Here is an 18,255-nt window from a genome sequence, read left to right on the forward strand (position 1 = left end):
CGGCGCCGGGGCGGGGCGGCTAGGCTGCGGGCGTGGCCGAGCTGACCTGCGACCTGTTCGTGAGCGCCGACGGCTACGCGGCCGGCGACAACACCGAGGCCTTCTTCGGCTACGACGGCCCGGACCTGCAGGCCTGGATCGCCTCGGCGAGCCACTACCGGATCCTCGTGGGCCGCAACACCTACGAGACCTTCCCGGACCTGGCCGCCGCGGTCTACTCCAACACGCTCACCTCCGCCGGCTCCGCGCGGCTGCTCAGCGGCGACCTGACCCGGGCGGTCACCGAGTTCAAGGCCGGGTCGGACGGCCCGATCCGGACCATCGGCAGCCTGCGGCTGGTCGCCGGGCTCCTGGCGGCGGGCCTGGTGGACCACCTGCGGCTGATGGTGTTCCCGGTGACCATGGGCGCCGACGGCCGCGAGCACATCGAGCTGCCCCGCGTGGGCTACGAGCTCGCCGAGTCCCGGGTCCTCGACGGCCGCCTGGTCCTGCTCGACTACCGCCCGGGAACCGTGGGGCCGGCCGCCGCGTCGTAGGGCCACGCGAGGCGTCGCGGTGCTCGCCGTCGCCCTGATCGTGCTCGCCGCCTGCGCCGCCCCGGCACTGTCGCCGGCGCCGCCCGAGATGCACCCGGCCCGGGTGGCCTGCCCGCCCGGCGGCGACGACCCCACGGCCCCGCTCGGCCTGCCCCGGCTCCCCGCCGCAGCGAGGTGCGCGACGCGCTGGACCGCCTCACCCTGACGACGGTCCGCACGACGGTGCTGGGCGAGACGAAGCCCTCGGCCGCGGCCAGGAGCGCGTGTGAGCCGCGGAGATCGACCGGCCGTGGCGTCATGACCTAGTTTCCTAGGAAAGCGTACGCAGTGTGACGGGGTGCGAACGGTTTGTCTCAAGGAGGGACGGAATCCGCCGAACAGGCCGGTGGTCAGCAACGCGGCGGCACCCGAGGAGCAACCCGTGCCCGAATCCACCGGTCTGGTCAACGACAACGCGACGCCCGCGCTGGCCCAGGCGGCGATCGCGCTGCTGGTGCAGGAGCGCCTGGTCATCGTGCTCAACGCGAAGAACGGCGCCATCGTCTCGGTCAACGACCGGGTGCTGGAGACCACCGACGTGCCGATCGAGGAGATCGTCGGGCGGCGGCTCGAGGACCTCTGGCGGCTGCAGTCGCAGACCGTCGACCAGCTCCTCGACGCCGCGCGGGCGCACAAGTTCATCGAGATGGTCAACTCGATCGTCGACAGCGGCGGGCGCCAGCGCTGGCTGCGGTTCAACTGCGGGCCGGTCGGCGGGGCGGGGCGGGAGACCGAGGCGATCCTCGTCACCGCCTACGACATCACCAACGACCGGCGGCTGGTGGCGGAGCTGCGCGGGAAGTACGCGGCGGTGGACCGGGCCCAGGCGGTCATCGAGTTCGACCTCAACGGCGAGATCCTGACCGCGAACGAGAACTTCCTGACGCTCACCGGCTACGCGCTCGGTGACATCGTCGGGCAGCACCACCGGATGTTCGTCGAGGAGGGGACCGCCAGCAGCGCCGAGTACGCCGAGTTCTGGGCGAGGCTCGCGCGCGGCGAGGTGGAGACCGGCGAGTACAAGCGGATCGGCCGGGGCGGTCGCGAGGTGTGGCTGCGCGCGACGTACAACCCGATCTTCGATCTCGAGGGCCGGCCGTACAAGATCGTGAAGTACGCGCTGGACATCACCGAGACCAAGTTCGCCAACGCGGAGTTCGTCAGCAAGGTCGCGGCCGTCGAGCGGGCGCAGGCGGTCATCGAGTTCGACCTCGACGGCACGATCACGGCGGTCAACCGCAACTTCTGCAACGTCACCGGCTACGAGCCCGACGAGCTCGTCGGGCGCCACCACAGGATGCTGGTGAGCGAGGACGAGGCCCGCTCCAACGCCTACCGGGGCTTCTGGCAGCGGCTGTCCAAGGGGCAGTTCGAGTCCGGGGAGTACAAGCGGTTCGGCAAGGGCGGCCGGGAGGTGTGGCTGCAGGCCAGCTACAACCCGATCTTCGACCTCGACGGTCGGCCGTACAAGGTGGTGAAGTACGCCACCGACATCACCGACACCAAGAACCGCAACGCCGAGTTCGAGGGGAAGGTCGCCGCGATCGACCGGGCGCAGGCGGTGGTCGAGTTCGACCTCGACGGGATGATCCTGACGGCGAACCGGAACTTCCTGGAGACGATGCACTACGGCTCGGCCGATGAGCTCAAGGGCAAGCACCACCGGATCTTCGTGGACCCGCTCGTGGCCGCGTCGGAGGAGTACCGGCAGTTCTGGCAGCGGCTGGGGCGCGGGGAGTTCGAGTCGGGGGAGTACAAGCGGCTCGGCAAGGGCGGCCGGGAGGTGTGGCTGCAGGCCAGCTACAACCCGATCTTCGATCTCGAGGGCCGGCCGTACAAGGTGGTGAAGTACGCCGTCGACGTCACCGAGCAGAAGGCGCGCAACGCGGACTTCGAGGGCAAGGTCGCCGCGATGAACCGGGCGCAGGCGGTCATCGAGTTCGACACCAACGGCGTGGTGATCGACGCGAACCGGAATTTCCTGGACCTGCTGGGCTACGGGCTGGAGGAGATCCGGGGCAAGCATCACCGGATGTTCGTGGACCCGCAGGAGGCGCAGTCGGAGCAGTACGAGGACTTCTGGGAGCGGCTGCGGCGCGGGGAGTTCGACTCGGGGGAGTACAAGCGGGTCGGCAAGGACGGGCGCGAGGTGTGGATTCAGGCGACGTACAACCCGATCCTGGATCTCGACGGGCGGCCCTACAAGATCGTGAAGTTCGCGTCCGACGTGACGCAGGCGAAGCTGCGCACGGCCGAGTTCGAGGGGAAGGTCGCGGCGATCAACCGGGCGCAGGCGGTGATCGAGTTCGATCTGGACGGCAACGTGCTCGTCGCCAACGACAACTTCCTGCGCACCCTGGGCTACTCGATGCGGGAGATCCTGGCCCAGCACCACAGCATGTTCTGCACGCAGGACTACATCACGTCGCAGGAGTACCGCGACTTCTGGCTGCGGCTGGGCCGGGGCGAGATCCTGAGCGGGCGGTTCCACCGGATCGGCAAGTACGGCCGGGACGTGTATCTGCAGGCGACGTACAACCCGATCTTCGATCTCAAGGGCGATCCGGTGAAGGTGATCAAGTTCGCCACCGACGTCACCCAGCAGATCGAGCTGGAGCAGCGGCTGAGCGTCAAGACCCGTGAGATGAGCAAGGCCATCGACGAGCTGAGCACGTCGATTGCCACCATCGTCGGCAACGCCGGGCAGGCCAGTGAGCTGGCGGGGGAGACGCAGACGAACGCGCAGCGGGGCTTCGAGGAGTTGCGCAAGTCGATCGAGGCGATCGACCTGATGGAGCGCTCCTCGGATCAGATCGCCGGGATCGTGCAGGTGATCGGGGAGATCGCGAGCCAGACGAACCTGCTGGCGTTCAACGCCTCGATCGAGGCGGCCCGGGCCGGCGAGCACGGGGTCGGGTTCTCGGTCGTGGCCGGTGAGGTGCGCAAGCTGGCCGAGCGGTCGTCGGACTCGGCGCGGGAGATCAGCCGGCTCATCCAGGAGTCGGCGACGCGGATCAACCAGGGCTCGCAGGTGGCGCAGCGGGCGCAGGACGCGTTCGAGGAGATCCTGCGCAGTGTCGGCAAGACCGCGGAGTCGATCCACCACATCGTGACGCAGACGCAGATGCAGCAGGACGCGTCGCGGACCGTGAACTCGCTCATCGGTGACCTGGTGGGGGCGGCGCCGCAGGGCGAAATCGGCATCGAGGGATGAGCGGCGGGATTCTGTACGGGGTGTTCACGGTTGCCGACGTGCATGTCGCGCTGCCGTTGTCGGAGCTGCGCGAGGTCATTCCGTGCCCGTCGTCGTTCAACCCGCTGCTGGCCACGGCGCCGGGTCTGGTCGGTGCGGTGAACCTGCGCCACCAGGTGATCCCGGTGCTGGATCTGCGCCGGATGCTCGGGGTGCGCTCGCCGTCGGGGCAGGACGTGGTCGTGGTCGCCTCCCACGAGGGGTCGGTGTTCGGGCTGCTCGGCGACGCGGTGCGGGGCGTGGTGCAGGTCGAGGAGCGCGAGCAGCTGGGGATCTCGGTCAACAGCGAGCTGCCGCAGGTGTTCGCGCGCACGTTCGAGCGGCCGGACGACGGTGCGGTCGTGTGTGTGCTGGACTGCGCGGCGATCCAGCGCCTGCCGGGGATGGTCGTCGCGACCGACACGGGCGGCCCGAGCGGGGCGATGGCGCAGGCGCAGGAGCAGGGGCGTGACGGTGGTACGGGAAATCGCCGCATGATGATGCTGCTGCGGGCCGGGGAGATCGGCCTGTGCGTGGACGTGTCGCACATTCACTCGGTCGTGCCGGAGCTGGTGCTGAAGTCCTCGCCGATCGACGGCGGGATCATCCAGGGGGTCATCGAGCTCGCCGAGCACTTCGTGCCGGCCGTCGACGCGCTGGCGGTGCTGGGGCTGGGCGCGCTGGCCCCGGTCGACGTGAAGCGGGGCGTGGCGCTGGCCTACGAGCGGGGGCTGTTGACGTTCGCGGTGACCGAGGTGGTGTCGATCGTCTCGGTGGCCGACGGCGATGTGCTGCCGATGCCGGGCTTCGGGTTGCCGGCGTCGCAGTACGCGGTCGGCATCCTGCCCGGTCCGGCCGGCGGCTCGTATCTGGTGATCGACGGGGCGCGGCTGCGGGCCGACGAGGAGCTGGGCACGCTGGCCGGGCTGGGCACGCCGGTGGGCGGGGCGGGGGCGGCGCCGCGGCGTGAGCCGCCGCGGGAGGACGGGCCGGCGCCGCAGGACGGGCGGGTGATCGAGCACCGGGTCCGCAAGTACCTGACGTATCTCGCGGGGCCGGAGGTGGCCACGCCGCTGACGCAGATCGCCGAGATCGTGCCGTATCCGGGCGACGTGATCCCGTTCGTCGGCGGTGGGCCGCTGCGCGGCGTGTTCACGCACCACCGCCGGTCGGTGCCGCTGGTGGATCTGCCGGTGCTGCTCGGCGAGCGGGCCGACATCGACCCGGCGGCGGCGCGGGTGCTGCTCGTCGGCGGGGTCGGGTTCATCGTGCCGGCGCTGCGCGCGATCGAGGAGTCGACGTGGGAGGAGCGGATCGCCGAGGAGGGCCCGGCGCCGACGAAGCTGGCCGGCAGCCCGCTGGTGAAGATCGGCACCCGGATGCTCGCCCGGCTGGATCTGGAGGAGTTCGCCCGCACTATGGTTGGCGATCGTGGAGCCGATCCGGGTGGAGGTTGACGGCCGGGAGCCGACGGTCGCCGAGCTGTCCCACGCGCTGCTGTCCAGCTACGGCCACTTCACCGCGATGCAGGTGCGCGGCGGCCGGGTCCGCGGCCTGGAGCTGCACCTGAGCCGTCTCGCGGACGCGTCCCGGGAGCTGTTCGGCGCGTCCCTGGACGTGGGGCGCGTGCGGGGCTTGCTCGGGCATGCGGTGCGCGGGGTGCCGGATGCTTCCGTGCGCGTCAACGTGTACCGGCGCGAGGAGCTGATGACCGTGGTCTGCGTGCGGCCGCCGGCCTTGCCACCGGCGGCTGCGCTGCGGCTGCGCTCGGTGCCGTATGTGCGGCCGGCGGCGCACCTGAAGCATGTGGGCGGGTTCGGGCAGCGCTACTTCGGGGAGCGGGCCCGGGCCGAGGGCTTCGACGACGCGCTGCTGGTCGACGCGGGCGGGGCGGTGTGCGAGGCGGCCTCCGCCAACATCGCGTTCTTCGACGGTGCGGCCCTGACGTGGCCGTCCTCGCCGCACCTGCCGGGGACCGCGATGCAGCTGCTCAAGCCGTTGCTGCGGTCCGTCGACGCGCGGGTGGGGCTGGCGGAGCTGGGTTCGTTCCGGTCGGCGTTCGTCGCCAACTCCATCGGGGTGGCCGCGGTGGCGGCGGTCGACGACGTGCGTTTCGACGTCGACGCCGAGCTGATGCGTGCGGTCGCCGACGCCGAGGCGAGCATCCCCTGGGACGTCATCTAGGGGAGTTTGCGCAGGTGGGTGCGGCGGCCGTCGTGGTCGAAGATGCCGAGGATCTCGGCCGGGCCCTCGTGGCTGCCGAACGCGTGCGGGACCATCGTGGAGAACTCGGCGGCCTCGCCGGTCTCGACGAGGATGAGGCGCTCGGCGAGCCGCAGCGCGATGGTGCCGGACAGCACCGTGAACCATTCGAACCCGGGGTGGGCCTTGAGCTGGTCGGGCCCCGGCAGCGGCCGGTCGATGCGCATCTTCGCGACGGTCGTGCCGCCCGGGCCGGCCTCGTGCCGCAGGGTCCAGGTGGTGATGCCGCGGGCGGGCTCGTGCCGGGGCCGGATGACCACGTCGGCGTCGGCGGACTCGACGAGCTGGTCGAGGGTGGTGCCGAGCGCCCGGGCGATCGCGGTGAGCTGGTCGAGGCTGATGCGCCGGTGCCCGGTCTCGATGCGGCTGAGCGTGGACGGGCTGATGAAGCACGCGGCGGCCAGGTCGTCGAGCGACATGCCGAGCGCGGCGCGCAGCCCGCGGATCCGCTTGCGGACGAGCGCGTCGAGGTCCCCGCCATCTGCTTCTTGCTTCATACGCAAGATGGTATGCGATAACGGCAAGTCGCGGCTACAGTCGGCCGTATGCACACGCACGGTCACCCCGATACCGGCCACGCCCGCTCGCACGGTCACGATCACGGTCACGGTCATGGTCACGGCCAGCATGGGCACGAGCACCAGGAGGGCCTCGCCGAGCTGCTCGAGCTCGACGCCGAGGTCCTGCACGACTTCCACGACGGCATCTTCGGCTGGGTCCGCTCGCACGACCCGTCCGGCCGCGTCCGGCGCATCGCCGACATCGGCGCGGGCACCGGCGCCGGCACTCTCGGCCTGCTCGCCCGGTTCCCCGGCGCGACCGTCACCGCCGTCGACGCCGACGAGGCCATGCTGCACCGCCTCGCGGGCAACGCCGCCGCCCGCGGCGCAGGCGAGCGGGTGCGCACGCTGCGGGCCGACCTCGACGCCGGCTGGCCCGCCGGGCCGGACCTCGACGGGCTGGACCTGGTGTGGGCGGCGAACTCGATGCACCACATGGCCGACCCGGCGCGCGTGCTCGCCGACATCCGCGCCGCCCTCGTCCCGGACGGGCTGCTGGCCATGGCCGAGCTCGACTCGTTCGCGCGGTTCCTGCCCGAGGGGGCGGAGGGCGGCCTGGAGGAGCGCTGCCACGCGGCGATGGCCCGCCGGCGCGAGCAGGACATGCCGCACATGGGCGACGACTGGGCCGCGACCCTGGCCGGGGCGGGCCTGAAGGTCGAGGCCGAGCGGCGCTTCGAGGTGGCGCTGCGCGCACCGCTGCCGCAGGCGGCCACGCGCTACGCGCACGCGTCGCTGAGCCGCACCCGTCAGGGCCTCGCCGACCTGCTCGACCCGGCCGACGTGGCCGCGCTGGACGAGCTGCTCGGCGACGGCCCCCGCTCGGTGCGCCGCCGCGCCGACCTGACCGTCCGTGCCGCCCGGACCGTCTGGATCGCCCGGCCGGTCAGCTGACCGGCTCCTCAGTTGACCGCCTCCTCAGTTGACCGGCTCCTCAGGTGACCGGCTCCGCCACGGCGGGCGGGACCTGGGCCAGCAGGCGGGAGATCTCGGCGCCGTAGGGCTGGCCGATCGACAGCGCGTACGCGGCCTCGTCCTCGAAAACGTGATGTCGGCGGGGCGCAGCAGCGCCGCGGCCGCCGGGCCGGCCGTGGCGCAGCGCAGCAGCTCCACCTGCCAGCGCGGCGGCAGGTGCCCCAGGATGGACTCCATGCGCGCGAGGTCGTCGGCGTCGATCGTGCCGCCCGCGCAGCGCGGGCCGCGTGGTCGATCGGTGTCCAGCCGGCGAGGAGGTCGCTGTCGCCGTCGGCGAAGACCGGAGCTCGACGGCGCCGCCGACAGCGTCCGCGCTACAGCCGCGCCCGGCCGGCGTCGGAGGTCTCCGGCTTCTTCTCCGCCGGGAGCTGCGGCACCACGGCCCCCGTCCTGCCGGGCGGGGGCCGTGCGCATCAGGAGGCGACGTCCACGACCACGCGGGCCGGGCCGTCCAGCAGCATCACCCGGAACCCGCGCGCGTACGCCGTCGTGATGTCCGCGGTCGTGATGTCCGCGGTCGCCGCGCCCGCCGGGTCGAAGGCGACCGATCGCAGCGCGGGCCGGCCGAACGCGATCGCCGGCGGCACGCCCGCGGCGCGCCCGGTGCCGGTGAGGCGGACCCGGATCGTCGGGCCGGAGCCGAGGTACCCGACCTCGAGCGTCGGCCATGCGGTCCCCGCCAGGTCGAAGACGATGCGGTCGTAGCCGGGGTGGCTGCCCGCCCGCACCGCCCGCACGACGGTGCCGGAGGCGTCGCCGGTGTGGGAGAACGGCTCGGCGGTGAACGCCTGGGCCGGCTGGTGGGCCACGTCCACCGCGATGCGATCGGGGCCGTGCAGCACCAGCACCCGGAACCCGGCCCGGTCGCGCACGCCGAGGCCGAAGCTCGCGCGGCCCTCGAAGTAGCCGCCGGACTTGATCTGGCGCAGCGTGGGCAGGTTCACCTCGTGCACGGTGGCGAGGTCGACCGCCGGCGGGCCCGCGCTGTCGAACACGACGAGCAGGGTCGCCGCGCCCGCGACGGGGATGGTGTTCCCGCGGCCCTGCTCGACCAGCGGGGCATACGCGACCCGCCAGCCGGGCGTGCCGCCGGTGAAGTCGAAGACGGTGCGGTCGTACTCGTCGTGCCGTCCGGTGCGGATGCCCGTCAGCACGGGGCGGCCGGAGCCGGACGGGTCGCCGGCGATGGGGGCGGTGCTCGTCGGGGCGGGCAGGTCCGCGGCCTGGGCGGCGACCGGCAGAGCCACCACCAGCCCGGCGCAGACCGCCGCGGCGAGCAGTGAACGGCGCATCGCGGGTGCTCCTTTCCCTCTCGGGGATGTGGGTGCACACAAGACGCCGGATCAAGCCGCCCGGTTGACGCGCCGGTTGTCGTCTCCCGGTCAGACGCGGCGCAGGACGGCCACGACCTTGCCGAGGATCGTGGCGTCGTCGCCGGGGATGACCTGGTAGGCCGGGTTGCGCGGCACCAGCTCCACGTGCCCGTCGCGGTTGCGGTAGGCCTTCACGGTCGCCTCGCCGTCGAGCATCGCCGCGACGATGTCGCCGTTCTCGGCCACCTGCTGCTGGCGCACGACCACGATGTCGCCGTCGCAGATCGCCGCCTCGATCATCGAGTCGCCCTTGACGTTGAGGGCGAAGAGCGTGCCGTGCCCGACCAGCGTCGTCGGCAGCGTCAGCTCGTCGTCGGGCACCTGCTCGGCCAGGATCGGCCCACCGGCGGCGATCGTGCCGACCAGCGGCACCGGCACGCCCGGGTCGGTGCCGCGCGCGGCGCCGTCGTAGGGGCCGCGGATGTCGACCGCCCGCGGCCCGTGCGCGTCACGGCGGATGAGGCCGATCTTCTCCATCGCCTTGAGGTGATGGGCGACGGATGACGGCGACCCGAGCCCGATCGCCGCGCCGATCTCGCGCACCGTCGGCGGATAGCCGCGCTTCTCGATCGACTCGCGGATCACCGTCAGGATGCTCTGCTGGCGCGGGCTCGTCATGGCAGCACGATACCCCAGCGCTTCGATCAGATGTACGAATCTGCCCCGGATTCAATCCATCCGTGCGACCGCCGGCGCGCTGTTCGGCCCAGTACATCGACGACCGCGAGGCTTATGCTGACCGCCATGCTCGACCGGCCCCGGGCGCCCCGGGACACCTCCCCGCACCGCGTCGCCCGCGTCCACGAGCTGGCCGAGGCGGGCGACGACGCCGGTCTCGCCGCCGAGCTCGTCGACCTCGCGGCGGCCGACGGCGACGCCTGGCGCCACGACGTGCACGCCGAGCTGCGGGCACTGCCCGTCGGCCGCCGCGGCGCCCTCATCCTGCGCGTGATCGAGCGCGCCACGACCGCGACCCCGCCGGTGCGCGCCGAGCGGCTCCTCGTCGGGCTCCTCGAGGGCGTCCCCGCCGACGCGCTGTCCTGGCGGGCCGGGCGCTACCTCGTCGAGGCCGTCTCCGCCTGGGTCGCCGCGGCCCCCGAGATCCTCGCCGTGCTGGCCGGCGTCGCCGAGCGGGAGACCGGCGAGTGCCCGCCCGCGCTGCTGGCGGTCATGCGGCGCACCGCGCACGAGGGGGACAAGCGCTGGCCGGCCCGGTACCGCGCCCCGATCCAGCCGTGGCTCGACCGCGCCGCCGGAGGGCTCAACGCCGGCGAGCCCTGGGCCGAGGCCGCGAACGCCGCGACGCCCGGCCCGGCACTGCTCGTCCACGCCCTCGCCGCGTCCGGCGCCAAGCCCGCGTCGCGCTGGACCCGGCAGGCCCGGGCGCTGCTGCCCGAGGCCGGCGGCGACGAGACCCGCGCCCTGATCCGGGGCTGGTTCGCGCTCGTGCCGCACCGCCGCACGATCCCGCTGCGCCCGCTCGACGGTCGTTGGGACCCGAACGAGATCCCGGACGCGTACAACGCGCGGGCCCTGCGCGGGCTGCTGTACCTGCTCGCCGTGACCCCGCCGCACGACGACGACGCCGCGGCCGTCGGGCGGCTGGTCCAGTACAGCGCGGAGAAGGTCCCCGGCCACGGCCCCCGCAGCCAGATGCTCGCGCACGCGGGCATCCACGCCCTGGAGCGGTTCAGCACCGTGCCGGCCCTGCGCGAGCTGGCCCGCCTGCGCTCGATGGGCCAGCCGCTGGGCATCGCCTCGGCCCTGACCGCCGCGATCGCGCGGCGCGGGGTCGCCCTGGGCGTCGACCCCGCCCGCCTCTGACGCCGGGCTCGCGCCGGCCGGGAATGCCCGGGCGCACCACGGCGTCGTACTCGGCATGAGTTCGCGGATCGTGTCCTGTGTCCAGTGCGGGCAGCGCAACCGCGTGCCCGCCGCGGCGAGCGGGAAGCCGGTGTGCGGCACGTGCCGCGCGGCGGTGCCGTGGATCGTCGACGCCGGCGAGGCCGACTTCGGCGAGGTGGCCGAGCGCTCGGCGACCCCCGTGCTGGTGGACCTGTGGGCGCCGTGGTGCGGCCCGTGCCGGATGGTCGGCCCGGCCCTGGAGCAGGTCGCGGGCGAGCTGGCCGGCGCCGTCAAGCTCGTGAAGGTCAACATCGACGACGCGCCCGGTCTGCAGCGCCGCTTCGACGTGCGCGCGGTCCCGACCCTGCTGATCGTGCGGGACGGCACCGTGATCGCGCGCCAGGCCGGGGCCGCCTCGCCGGCCGCCCTGCGCTCCTGGGTCGAGGGCGCCCTCCAGAACGCCTAGCGCGCCGCGCGGGCGGCGACGTCGGCCATCGTGGCGCGGTACGCCGCCGGCTCGAGCTCCCCGCGCAGCAGCCGCTCGATCGCCTCGGCCTCGACGCGGTCGAGCCCGCCGGGTCCGCGCGGCGCGGGCAGCGGGCCGAACCGGGACGCGAGCCACAGCGCGGCCCGCGGCTCGTAGGCGCCGCGGCGCCGGTCGCGGCGGATCAGCCGGGCGTGCGCGGCGATCAGCCCGGCGTACGCGAGCGCCACGAGCAGGGCCACGAGCAGCGGTGCGGGCACCGGCCCAGTCTCCCACGCGTAGTCTGACCGGCGTGGCCGACATCCGGGTGTACCGCGCCGAGCCCGCCGACCTCCCGGCGATCCTCCCGCTCGTGCGGGAGTTCTGCGCCGAGGACGGGCACGAGTTCGACGAGGCGCGAATCACCCGCGCCCTCACGGCGCTGCTGCGCGACGACGAGCACGGCCAGGTGTGGCTGGCCGGGGCGGCGGCCGGGTACGCCGTCGTCACGTGGGGATGGAGCCTCGAATCGGGCGGCCGGGAGGCGCTGCTCGACGAGATCTACGTGCGCGAGCGCGGCAACGGCACCGGGGCGCACCTGCTGCGGCGGGTGGTCGCGGCCGCGGCCGAGGCGGGCGCCGCGGTCATGTTCCTGGAGACCGAGGCGCACAACGAGCGCGTCCGCGGCTTCTACGCGCGGCACGGGTTCGCGGCCGAGGACTCCGTGTGGATGAGCCGGGCGCTGCGCTGACCGGCGGGTAACCGTACAGTGTCACGTGCGGGAGCGTTCAGGGCACGGCACCGCGCTGGACGCTCCCCCCTGCGTCAGCCGACCTGCGGGGTGAGGCGCCGGAGGATCTCGGCCAGCACCGCGGGGCTGGTCGCGAAATTCAGGCGCACGCAGTCGCCGGTCTCCACGTCGGTGCCCTCGGAGAACTCCGCCCCCTCGCTGAGCCGCACCAGCGCGGTCCGCTCCAGCCGGGCCGCCGGCTCGGGCCCCCGCAGGCCGCCGAGCCAGGCGAGGTAGGTGCCCTCCGGCTCGCGGTACCGCAGCGGCAACCCGGACGCCCAGGCGCCGATCGTGGCCCGGTTCGCGGTGAGCGTGGCCCGCAGCCCCTCCAGCCAGCCGGCGCCGTCGCGCCACGCGGCCACCGTCGCGAGGCGGCCGAGCGTGCTCGGGGTGCCGAAGATGTCCGGCGGCATCGCGTCCAGCCGCGCGCGCAGGTCCGCCGGTCCCACGTGCGCGACCGCGCAGCGCAGCCCCGCGAGGTTGAAGGCCTTCGTCGCCGAGGTGGTGGTGATGGTACGGCGGGCCGCCCGCGGACCCAGCGACGCGAACGGGATGTGGCGGTGCGGGGCGTACACCAGGTCGGCGTGGATCTCGTCGGCCAGCACCGGCAGGTCGTGCCGCTCGGCCAGCTCCAGCAGCGCCTCCAGCTCCTCCCGCCGGAACACCCGCCCGCTGGGGTTCTGCGGGTTGACGAGCACCAGGAGCCGTACACCGTCCATCGGGGACCGTCCGATGGGGACGATGCGCCGCCCGCTGCGCCGGATCGCGGCCAGGAACGGGGGATAGGCCGGCACGTGGATCGCCACCCCGTCGCCGGGCCGGGTGGTCTGCTCGATCACGACCTGCAGGATCTGCAGCACGTCGGTGAAGACGCGGGTGTGCCCGGCGCTGGGCTCCCAGCCGTGCCGCTCGGCCATCCACGCCTCGAACGCGGCCGGCACCGGGTCGCCGGCGGGCCAGTGCGGATACCCGAAGTCCTCGCGGTCCACGGCATCCAGCAGGGCGTGCCGGACGGCCGGCGCCACCCCGAGGTCCATGTCGGCGACCCAGGCGCCGATCGTGTCCGGCCCGACCGCCCCCCACTTGGCCCCGGTGCCGCGCCGGATGCCCTCCTTGGGCCGCAGCAGGTCGCGGAGGATCTCCATCTGGCCGTGGTGCTGCGCCAGCTCCTCGTACACGTGCAGCAGCGCCGCCCCCTGCGTCGCGATCCCGGCGGGCCCGAGGAAGTCCGGGTTCGGCGTCGCGCGCAGCGGCCCCGCGAAGTCGGCGCCGCGCGCGTCGGCCGCGAGCTGCTCCCGGGTCTGGCGGACGCGTTCGAGCAGCGGCGCGACCGGCCCCGAGCTGGTGAACTCCGCTTCGCGGTCCCGCTCGGCGACCCGCCCGGCGACGAGCCCGCCGGCCCAGTAGCCGACCACGCCGAGACAGTGCGTCAGCAGCGCGTACGGCGAGCTGGCCCCCTGCACCGGCGGCCGCGCATTGGCCAGCTCGTCCCCGAGCCCGGCCACGATGTCGGCCATGCCGTCGAGCGCCCGCCCGACCGCGCCCAGATACTCCTCGACGGTGATCACGACCCGCTCCCTTCACCCGCGTCACCGTCTGAACCGGTGACGGGGGGAAGCTTGCGCCGGCCCGCCGTCACCTGTCAAGGTGGTGACGTGAGCTTCGTGTTCGTGAGCGGCGACCTGGCCCTGGACTTCGCCGCGACCCGCAAGTGGCGCCGCCGCCCCGCCCCGGACGAGCTGCTGCCGACCGGCGCCGACGTGGCCCGCTGGTCCGTCGAGGCGGGCGTGCTGACCAGCCCGCCGCGCGTCGGCCCCGAGGATCTGCGGGACCTGCTCACCCTGCGCGAGTCCGTCTACCGGCTGCTGCACCCGGACGCGGGGGCGCCCCGCCCGTCCGACGTGCGCGTGCTGAACCGGGCCGCGGCCCATCCCGGCCCCCGCCCGTCCCTGACCCCGGACGGCGTGCGCCGCACCGGCGACGCGCCCGCGCTGGCCGCCGCGATCGCGGGCGCGGCCCTGACCCTGCTGGAGACCCGCCCGCCGATCCGCGAGTGCGCGGGCGAGGAGTGCACCCGGCTGTTCGTGGACCGCTCGCGCGCGGGGAACCGCACCTGGTGCGGGATGGAGGAGTGCGGCAACCGCGTGAAGGCCGCGTCCTACCGCGCCCGCCGCGCCACGAACGCCTAGCGTCACGGCGCGCCCGGCGACCTCGCCGATCATCGCCGGCGTCGAACGGGCGGCGCCGCCGAACACTAGCCGGGGAGCTCCACGCCGCTCAGCCGGGCGCACGCGGCGAGCAGCCCGTCCTGGTAGCGCACGTCCCGCGCGGCGGCGTTGGGCGTGAGATCCTGGCGGCGCTTGAAGTACCGCCCGGTGACGAGCGCGTCGCCGTCCCCGGTGGCCAGCCACACCTGCGTCTCGGCGCCCTCGGGCAGGTCGTCGGTCGCGTTGGGGCCGCCGAGCTTCGTGCGGATCCAGCCGGGGTCGACGGCGTTGGAGCAGACGTCCGGCCACCGCCGGGCGACCGCGAACGCGAGGGCCACGTCGTGCAGCTTGGAGTCGCTGTACGCCTGCATCCCGTGCCAGGGCTTGCGCTCGTACTGCAGGTCGTCGAGGTCGGCCACGCCCACGGACTCGAGGCCGCTGGTGAGGTACACGATGCGCCGGGGACGGGGCATGAGCGCGGTGAGCACGTAGGGCGCGAGCACGTTGACCTGGAAGATGTGCTCGATCCCGTCGCCGGTCACGCGGCGCTCGTCCTGCCCGCCGATCCCGGCGTTGTGGATCACCACGTCGAACGCGCCGGCCGCCCGGCCCATCGCGCGGGTCTGCTCCAGGTCGGCGAGGTCGCCGACGAGCACTTCGGGCGAGCCGTCGAGCGCCGCGGCTCGTTGCTCGCTGCGGGCGTGGAAGGCCACGTCGTGCCCGAGCTCTTGCAGGGTGCGGGCCGTCTGCAGCCCGATGCCGTCCGTCGAACCGGTGACCAGAATTCTCATCAGGTCGACATCGTAGCGGGCGCAAGAACGTGCATGCCCCAGGCCTGGCGCAAGCCGGTCGTAGCTGACAGTCGCGGGGCGTTGACATCGAGTGCGCATCCCGGCACGCTTTGATGCTGACGAATGCGTAGAGCCGTCGTGCGGGGGCCCTGCGCGCGTCCGTGCGCCGCCGCCTCGACTCGTTGCTGGCCGTCCTCTCGCGATGGATCGGAGATCTGATGCGCGTCGCCCTCCTCACCACGACGCAGCACGGCCACCTGAATCCCTACACTCCGGTGGTCAATGCGCTGCGAGCCGCCGGCAGTGCGGTCACGCTGCTGCTGTTGTCCGCGGACGGTGGCGCGCTCGACGAGCGGCGCCGCCGGGCCCTGGGCGGCACGCCGGTTCATGCGATCGGGCAGATCGAGATGGCGCCGTGGAGCGGCGACCCGGCGAAGATCGGCCCGATGCTCGAGTCGTCACCGGTGGCGGGCCTGACGGGCGAGGCCATCCGTGCCGCGGCGCCGGACTTCGTGCTCGTCGACTCGCTGCCGATCACGGCGTCGGCCATGGCCGGAGTGCAGGCCTCCGGCGTGCCGTACGGGATGATCTGGGCCAACCTGGGCGGGGTGTGCCCGCGCGAGCACCGGCGGGGTCGCTGGCCCTACGACGAGCAGGTCGGGGACTATCTGACCAGGCACGGGGTGCTGTGGTCGACGCGGACCCACTCGGCGCGCTCGCCGCTGCTCAACCTGATGCCGACGATTCCGTCCCTCGTCGGCGGCGACGCGGTCACCGACGACGGTGTGCAACTGGTCGGGCTGCCGGGGGCGGCGGGGGCCCGCGGCGACGAGGTCGCCTTCCCGGGCCTGGAGCGGATCGACCCCGGCCGTCCGCTGGTGTACGTCTCCTTCGGCACGATCTTCTACCGGCGACCGGACCTGCTGCGCACGGTGATCACCGCCGCGGCGGCGACCGGCGCGCAGGTGGTCGCCGCGGTGGGAGACCTCGCCGAGGAGCTCGCGCTGCCCGGCGACGTGCTCACCGCCCCGTACCTGCCGCAGCGTGAGGTGCTCGAGCGCGCCGACGTGTTCATCACCCACGGCGGCTACAACTCCGTGGCCGAGTCGATCCGGGCGGCGACACCGATGCTGGTGATCCCGCTGGCGGTGGACCAGCCCATCCAGGCGTACTTCGTGAGCAGTGCGGGCTTCGGCACGGCGCTGGAGCCGGTCGGCGTCACCGAGCGGGCGGTCGCCGACGCCGTCACCGACCTGCTCGATCCCGCCCGGGACTACCGGGCCCGGCTGCGGGCCGCGCGGCCGGAGTGCGGCGACGCCGCCGTGCGCGCGGCCGAGCTGGTCATCGGCACCATCGAGACGCTACAGCGGAAGGGAAGCCGTGACGATCGAGCTGCAACGGCCCGTTGACGACCCGATCGTGGTCGATGATCCCGAACGCCTCTCGTTCCGGGTGGATCGCCGGGCCTACACCGACGACGACCTGGCCGCGCGGGAGATGACCAGGATCTTCGATCGCTGCTGGCTGTATGTCGGGCACGAGTCGGAGGTGCCCGCCCCGGGCTCCTACGTGGCGCGCGACGTCGGCGGGCGCCCGGTGGTCATGGCGCGCGGGTCCGACGGGGTGATCCGGGTGTTCGCCAACAGCTGCCCGCACCGCGGGGCGCTGATCTGCTCGCAGCCGGCCGGGCGGGCCAGATCGTTTCGGTGCCCGTACCACGACTGGACGTTCTCCAACCAGGGCGACCTGGTCGGGGTCCCGATCCCGGACGGGTACGGGCCGGGTTTCCGGAAGGCGGACTTCGGCCTGGCGCGGCACCGCAGTGACAGCTACCGCGGTTTCGTGTTCGCCACCTTCGATCCCGAGCAGCCGCGCACCCTGACCGAGTACCTGGCGGGGGCGGCGGAGTACCTGGATCTGATCGACGACCAGTCCGAGGTCGGCATGGAGGTGATCCAGGGCGCGCAGCTGCACGGGGCCCAGGCCAACTGGAAGCTCATGATGGAGAACAGCGTCGACATCTACCACTTCCGGGCCCTGCACAAGCGCTACGTCGGCTACATGGAGTCGCTGGGGTCGGTGCCACCACGACGACGGGGCGGCTTCGGCCGCGCCCTCGGGCTGGGGCACGGCGCCAACGAGCTGCCGCCGGCGGCGGCCCGCCCGCTCGCCTACTGGACGCCGATGTTCGGCACCGAGGTCCGGCCGCGGATCGAGGCGACCGCCGCACGGTTCGTCGACCGGTTCGGCCCCGAACGCGCCGGACGGATCACCGGCACCAACCGCGCGCTGCTGGTCTTCCCCAACCTGATGATCATCGACGCGATCGCGATCACCATCCGCAAGATCGACCCGGTGGGCGCCGGCCGGATGGCCATCACCTCGGTCGCCCTGGCCCCCCGGGACGAGGACCCGGACATCCGGGAACTCCGCAAGAGCCACTACCTGACGTTCCTCGGCCCCGCCGGCTTCGCCACCCCCGACGACATCGAGATCATCGAGTCGTGCCAGCGGGGCTACCGCAACCGCACGGTCCGCTACTCGGATCTGTCCCGCGGGATGAACAAGGCGGTCCCGGAGACGACCGACGAGCTGCCCGCCCGCGAGTTCTGGCGGCAGTGGGACCGGCTGATGCACGGCGGCGACGGTCACCGCGAGGTCGCACGATGACCATCGAGCTGACGGTCGACGAGGCGGCCCGGGTCCGGCTATGGCACCGGGTGAGCCAGTTCCTGTTCCGTGAGGCGCGGCTGCTGGACGAGTGGCGGCTGCTGGAGTGGTACGACGAGATGCTGACCGGCGACGTGCGCTACTCGGTTCCGGCCACCGACGTGCGCGGCGAGACGGCCGACGCGCTCGGGCTCATCGACGACGACGCCGCCCGGCTCCGCCAGCGGATCGAGCAGCTCCTCAACGGCGAGGTGTGGTGCGAGAACCCTCGGTCGCGGACGAATCGGATGATCGGCAACGTGGAGATCCTGGCCGATCGGGGCACGCACCTCGATGTGGCGGCGAACCTCATCGTGCACCGCTTCGGGCACGGGCGCTGCGACGCCTACGTCGGCAAGTGCCGGTTCGAGCTCGTCGTCGACGGTGAGTCGTTCCGGGTTCGGCGACGGGTCGTGGTGCTCGACCACGAGACGTTGTACGAGCACGGAAAGCTCAGCATCATCCTGTGACCG

The 18,255-nt window shown here is 73.3% G+C and carries 19 protein-coding genes; 13 read left to right on the forward strand and 6 right to left on the reverse strand.

Annotation, left to right across the window (positions count from 1 at the left end; all coding sequences use genetic code 11):
- Positions 1 to 32: 32 nt before the first annotated feature.
- The 5 genes from ACQP2P_RS19795 (at position 33) to ACQP2P_RS19815 (ending at position 5,991) form a co-directional block, all read left to right on the forward strand.
- Entirely contained in the window at positions 33 to 536 is a 504-nt protein-coding gene (locus tag ACQP2P_RS19795; protein WP_433618018.1) for a dihydrofolate reductase family protein, read from the forward strand.
- A gap of 19 nt (positions 537 to 555) precedes the next feature.
- Entirely contained in the window at positions 556 to 741 is a 186-nt protein-coding gene (locus ACQP2P_RS19800; protein ID WP_433618020.1) for a hypothetical protein, read from the forward strand.
- Positions 742 to 957: 216 nt separating this feature from the next.
- Positions 958 to 3,789 carry a methyl-accepting chemotaxis protein gene (locus tag ACQP2P_RS19805; RefSeq protein ID WP_433618021.1) on the forward strand — a complete coding sequence of 944 codons (2,832 nt, stop codon included), beginning with the start codon at positions 958 to 960 and terminating at the stop codon, positions 3,787 to 3,789.
- A complete protein-coding gene (locus ACQP2P_RS19810; RefSeq protein WP_433618023.1) occupies positions 3,786 to 5,264 on the forward strand; it encodes a chemotaxis protein CheW in 1,479 nt (492 codons plus the stop codon). The genes ACQP2P_RS19805 and ACQP2P_RS19810 overlap by 4 nt, the downstream gene beginning before the upstream one ends.
- Positions 5,239 to 5,991: an aminotransferase class IV gene (locus ACQP2P_RS19815; protein ID WP_433618025.1), complete on the forward strand. Its 753-nt coding sequence runs from the start codon at positions 5,239 to 5,241 to the stop codon at positions 5,989 to 5,991. Before ACQP2P_RS19810 ends, ACQP2P_RS19815 begins: the two co-directional genes overlap by 26 nt.
- On the opposite strand, the gene ACQP2P_RS19820 is transcribed toward ACQP2P_RS19815, so the two are convergent.
- Positions 5,988 to 6,566: a helix-turn-helix domain-containing protein gene (locus ACQP2P_RS19820; protein WP_433618027.1), complete on the reverse strand. Its 579-nt coding sequence runs from the start codon at positions 6,564 to 6,566 to the stop codon at positions 5,988 to 5,990. The two genes, ACQP2P_RS19815 and ACQP2P_RS19820, sit on opposite strands and share 4 nt — an antisense overlap.
- A gap of 48 nt (positions 6,567 to 6,614) precedes the next feature.
- Between ACQP2P_RS19820 and ACQP2P_RS19825 the strand changes: the two genes are divergently transcribed.
- Positions 6,615 to 7,523: a class I SAM-dependent methyltransferase gene (locus ACQP2P_RS19825; RefSeq protein WP_433618029.1), complete on the forward strand. Its 909-nt coding sequence runs from the start codon at positions 6,615 to 6,617 to the stop codon at positions 7,521 to 7,523.
- A 494-nt stretch (positions 7,524 to 8,017) separates the two neighbouring features.
- Here the strand turns inward: ACQP2P_RS19825 and ACQP2P_RS19830 are convergent, their stop codons facing one another.
- Together ACQP2P_RS19830 and lexA are read right to left on the reverse strand one after the other, a co-directional pair.
- The gene (locus ACQP2P_RS19830) at positions 8,018 to 8,896 is read right to left on the reverse strand and encodes an AMIN-like domain-containing (lipo)protein (RefSeq protein WP_433618031.1); all 879 of its coding nucleotides are present in this window, start codon (positions 8,894 to 8,896) and stop codon (positions 8,018 to 8,020) included.
- Positions 8,897 to 8,986: 90 nt separating this feature from the next.
- Positions 8,987 to 9,595, reverse strand: a complete 609-nt coding sequence (gene lexA / locus ACQP2P_RS19835; protein WP_433618033.1) for a transcriptional repressor LexA — start codon at positions 9,593 to 9,595, stop codon at positions 8,987 to 8,989.
- A 126-nt stretch (positions 9,596 to 9,721) separates the two neighbouring features.
- Between lexA and ACQP2P_RS19840 the strand changes: the two genes are divergently transcribed.
- Positions 9,722 to 10,801 carry a hypothetical protein gene (locus ACQP2P_RS19840; RefSeq protein ID WP_433618034.1) on the forward strand — a complete coding sequence of 360 codons (1,080 nt, stop codon included), beginning with the start codon at positions 9,722 to 9,724 and terminating at the stop codon, positions 10,799 to 10,801.
- Positions 10,802 to 10,856: 55 nt separating this feature from the next.
- Positions 10,857 to 11,288 (forward strand): thioredoxin, encoded by a 432-nt coding sequence (gene trxA, locus ACQP2P_RS19845; protein ID WP_433618035.1) that lies wholly within the window; start codon positions 10,857 to 10,859, stop codon positions 11,286 to 11,288.
- Here the strand turns inward: trxA and ACQP2P_RS19850 are convergent.
- A complete protein-coding gene (locus tag ACQP2P_RS19850) occupies positions 11,285 to 11,566 on the reverse strand; it encodes a hypothetical protein (RefSeq protein ID WP_433618037.1) in 282 nt (93 codons plus the stop codon). The genes trxA and ACQP2P_RS19850 overlap by 4 nt on opposite strands.
- A gap of 32 nt (positions 11,567 to 11,598) precedes the next feature.
- On the opposite strand from ACQP2P_RS19850, the gene ACQP2P_RS19855 reads away from it, so the two are divergent.
- Entirely contained in the window at positions 11,599 to 12,036 is a 438-nt protein-coding gene (locus ACQP2P_RS19855; RefSeq protein WP_433618039.1) for a GNAT family N-acetyltransferase, read from the forward strand.
- Between the two features lie 74 nt (positions 12,037 to 12,110).
- Here ACQP2P_RS19855 and ACQP2P_RS19860 read toward each other — a convergent pair whose 3' ends face one another.
- Positions 12,111 to 13,643, reverse strand: coding sequence for an aminotransferase class I/II-fold pyridoxal phosphate-dependent enzyme (locus ACQP2P_RS19860; RefSeq protein ID WP_433618041.1), 1,533 nt, complete (start codon positions 13,641 to 13,643; stop codon positions 12,111 to 12,113).
- A gap of 87 nt (positions 13,644 to 13,730) precedes the next feature.
- Here ACQP2P_RS19860 and ACQP2P_RS19865 point away from each other — a divergent pair, with 87 nt between their 5' ends.
- Positions 13,731 to 14,264, forward strand: a complete 534-nt coding sequence (locus ACQP2P_RS19865) for a CGNR zinc finger domain-containing protein (protein WP_433618043.1) — start codon at positions 13,731 to 13,733, stop codon at positions 14,262 to 14,264.
- A 65-nt stretch (positions 14,265 to 14,329) separates the two neighbouring features.
- Here ACQP2P_RS19865 and ACQP2P_RS19870 read toward each other — a convergent pair whose 3' ends face one another.
- Positions 14,330 to 15,073, reverse strand: a complete 744-nt coding sequence (locus tag ACQP2P_RS19870) for an SDR family NAD(P)-dependent oxidoreductase (RefSeq protein WP_433618045.1) — start codon at positions 15,071 to 15,073, stop codon at positions 14,330 to 14,332.
- 218 nt (positions 15,074 to 15,291) lie between these two features.
- On the opposite strand from ACQP2P_RS19870, the gene ACQP2P_RS19875 reads away from it, so the two are divergent.
- From ACQP2P_RS19875 to ACQP2P_RS19885, 3 genes are read left to right on the forward strand one after another with little or no spacing between them, the layout of a single operon-like run.
- Positions 15,292 to 16,482 carry a glycosyltransferase gene (locus tag ACQP2P_RS19875; RefSeq protein WP_433618046.1) on the forward strand — a complete coding sequence of 397 codons (1,191 nt, stop codon included), beginning with the start codon at positions 15,292 to 15,294 and terminating at the stop codon, positions 16,480 to 16,482.
- On the forward strand, positions 16,454 to 17,743 hold the full coding sequence (locus ACQP2P_RS19880) for an aromatic ring-hydroxylating oxygenase subunit alpha (RefSeq protein WP_433618048.1): 1,290 nt from the start codon (positions 16,454 to 16,456) through the stop codon (positions 17,741 to 17,743). Before ACQP2P_RS19875 ends, ACQP2P_RS19880 begins: the two co-directional genes overlap by 29 nt.
- A complete protein-coding gene (locus tag ACQP2P_RS19885) occupies positions 17,740 to 18,252 on the forward strand; it encodes an aromatic-ring-hydroxylating dioxygenase subunit beta (RefSeq protein ID WP_433618050.1) in 513 nt (170 codons plus the stop codon). The genes ACQP2P_RS19880 and ACQP2P_RS19885 overlap by 4 nt, the downstream gene beginning before the upstream one ends.
- Positions 18,253 to 18,255 lie beyond the last annotated feature (3 nt).

This window comes from Dactylosporangium sp. CA-139114 (assembly GCF_050955725.1).
Taxonomy (GTDB): domain Bacteria; phylum Actinomycetota; class Actinomycetes; order Mycobacteriales; family Micromonosporaceae; genus Dactylosporangium.

What these genes read in the sequence shown, in the direction of transcription:
- ACQP2P_RS19810 (WP_433618023.1), top strand. Translation starts at nt 3,786, where the DNA reads ATGAGCGGCGGGATTCTGTACGGGGTGTTCACGGTTGCCGACGTGCAT.
- ACQP2P_RS19820 (WP_433618027.1), bottom strand. Translation starts at nt 6,566, where the DNA reads ATGAAGCAAGAAGCAGATGGCGGGGACCTCGACGCGCTCGTCCGCAAG.
- ACQP2P_RS19825 (WP_433618029.1), top strand. Translation starts at nt 6,615, where the DNA reads ATGCACACGCACGGTCACCCCGATACCGGCCACGCCCGCTCGCACGGT.
- ACQP2P_RS19830 (WP_433618031.1), bottom strand. Translation starts at nt 8,896, where the DNA reads ATGCGCCGTTCACTGCTCGCCGCGGCGGTCTGCGCCGGGCTGGTGGTG.
- lexA (WP_433618033.1), bottom strand. Translation starts at nt 9,595, where the DNA reads ATGACGAGCCCGCGCCAGCAGAGCATCCTGACGGTGATCCGCGAGTCG.
- ACQP2P_RS19840 (WP_433618034.1), top strand. Translation starts at nt 9,722, where the DNA reads ATGCTCGACCGGCCCCGGGCGCCCCGGGACACCTCCCCGCACCGCGTC.
- trxA (WP_433618035.1), top strand. Translation starts at nt 10,857, where the DNA reads ATGAGTTCGCGGATCGTGTCCTGTGTCCAGTGCGGGCAGCGCAACCGC.
- ACQP2P_RS19870 (WP_433618045.1), bottom strand. Translation starts at nt 15,073, where the DNA reads ATGAGAATTCTGGTCACCGGTTCGACGGACGGCATCGGGCTGCAGACG.
- ACQP2P_RS19875 (WP_433618046.1), top strand. Translation starts at nt 15,292, where the DNA reads ATGCGCGTCGCCCTCCTCACCACGACGCAGCACGGCCACCTGAATCCC.
- ACQP2P_RS19885 (WP_433618050.1), top strand. Translation starts at nt 17,740, where the DNA reads ATGACCATCGAGCTGACGGTCGACGAGGCGGCCCGGGTCCGGCTATGG.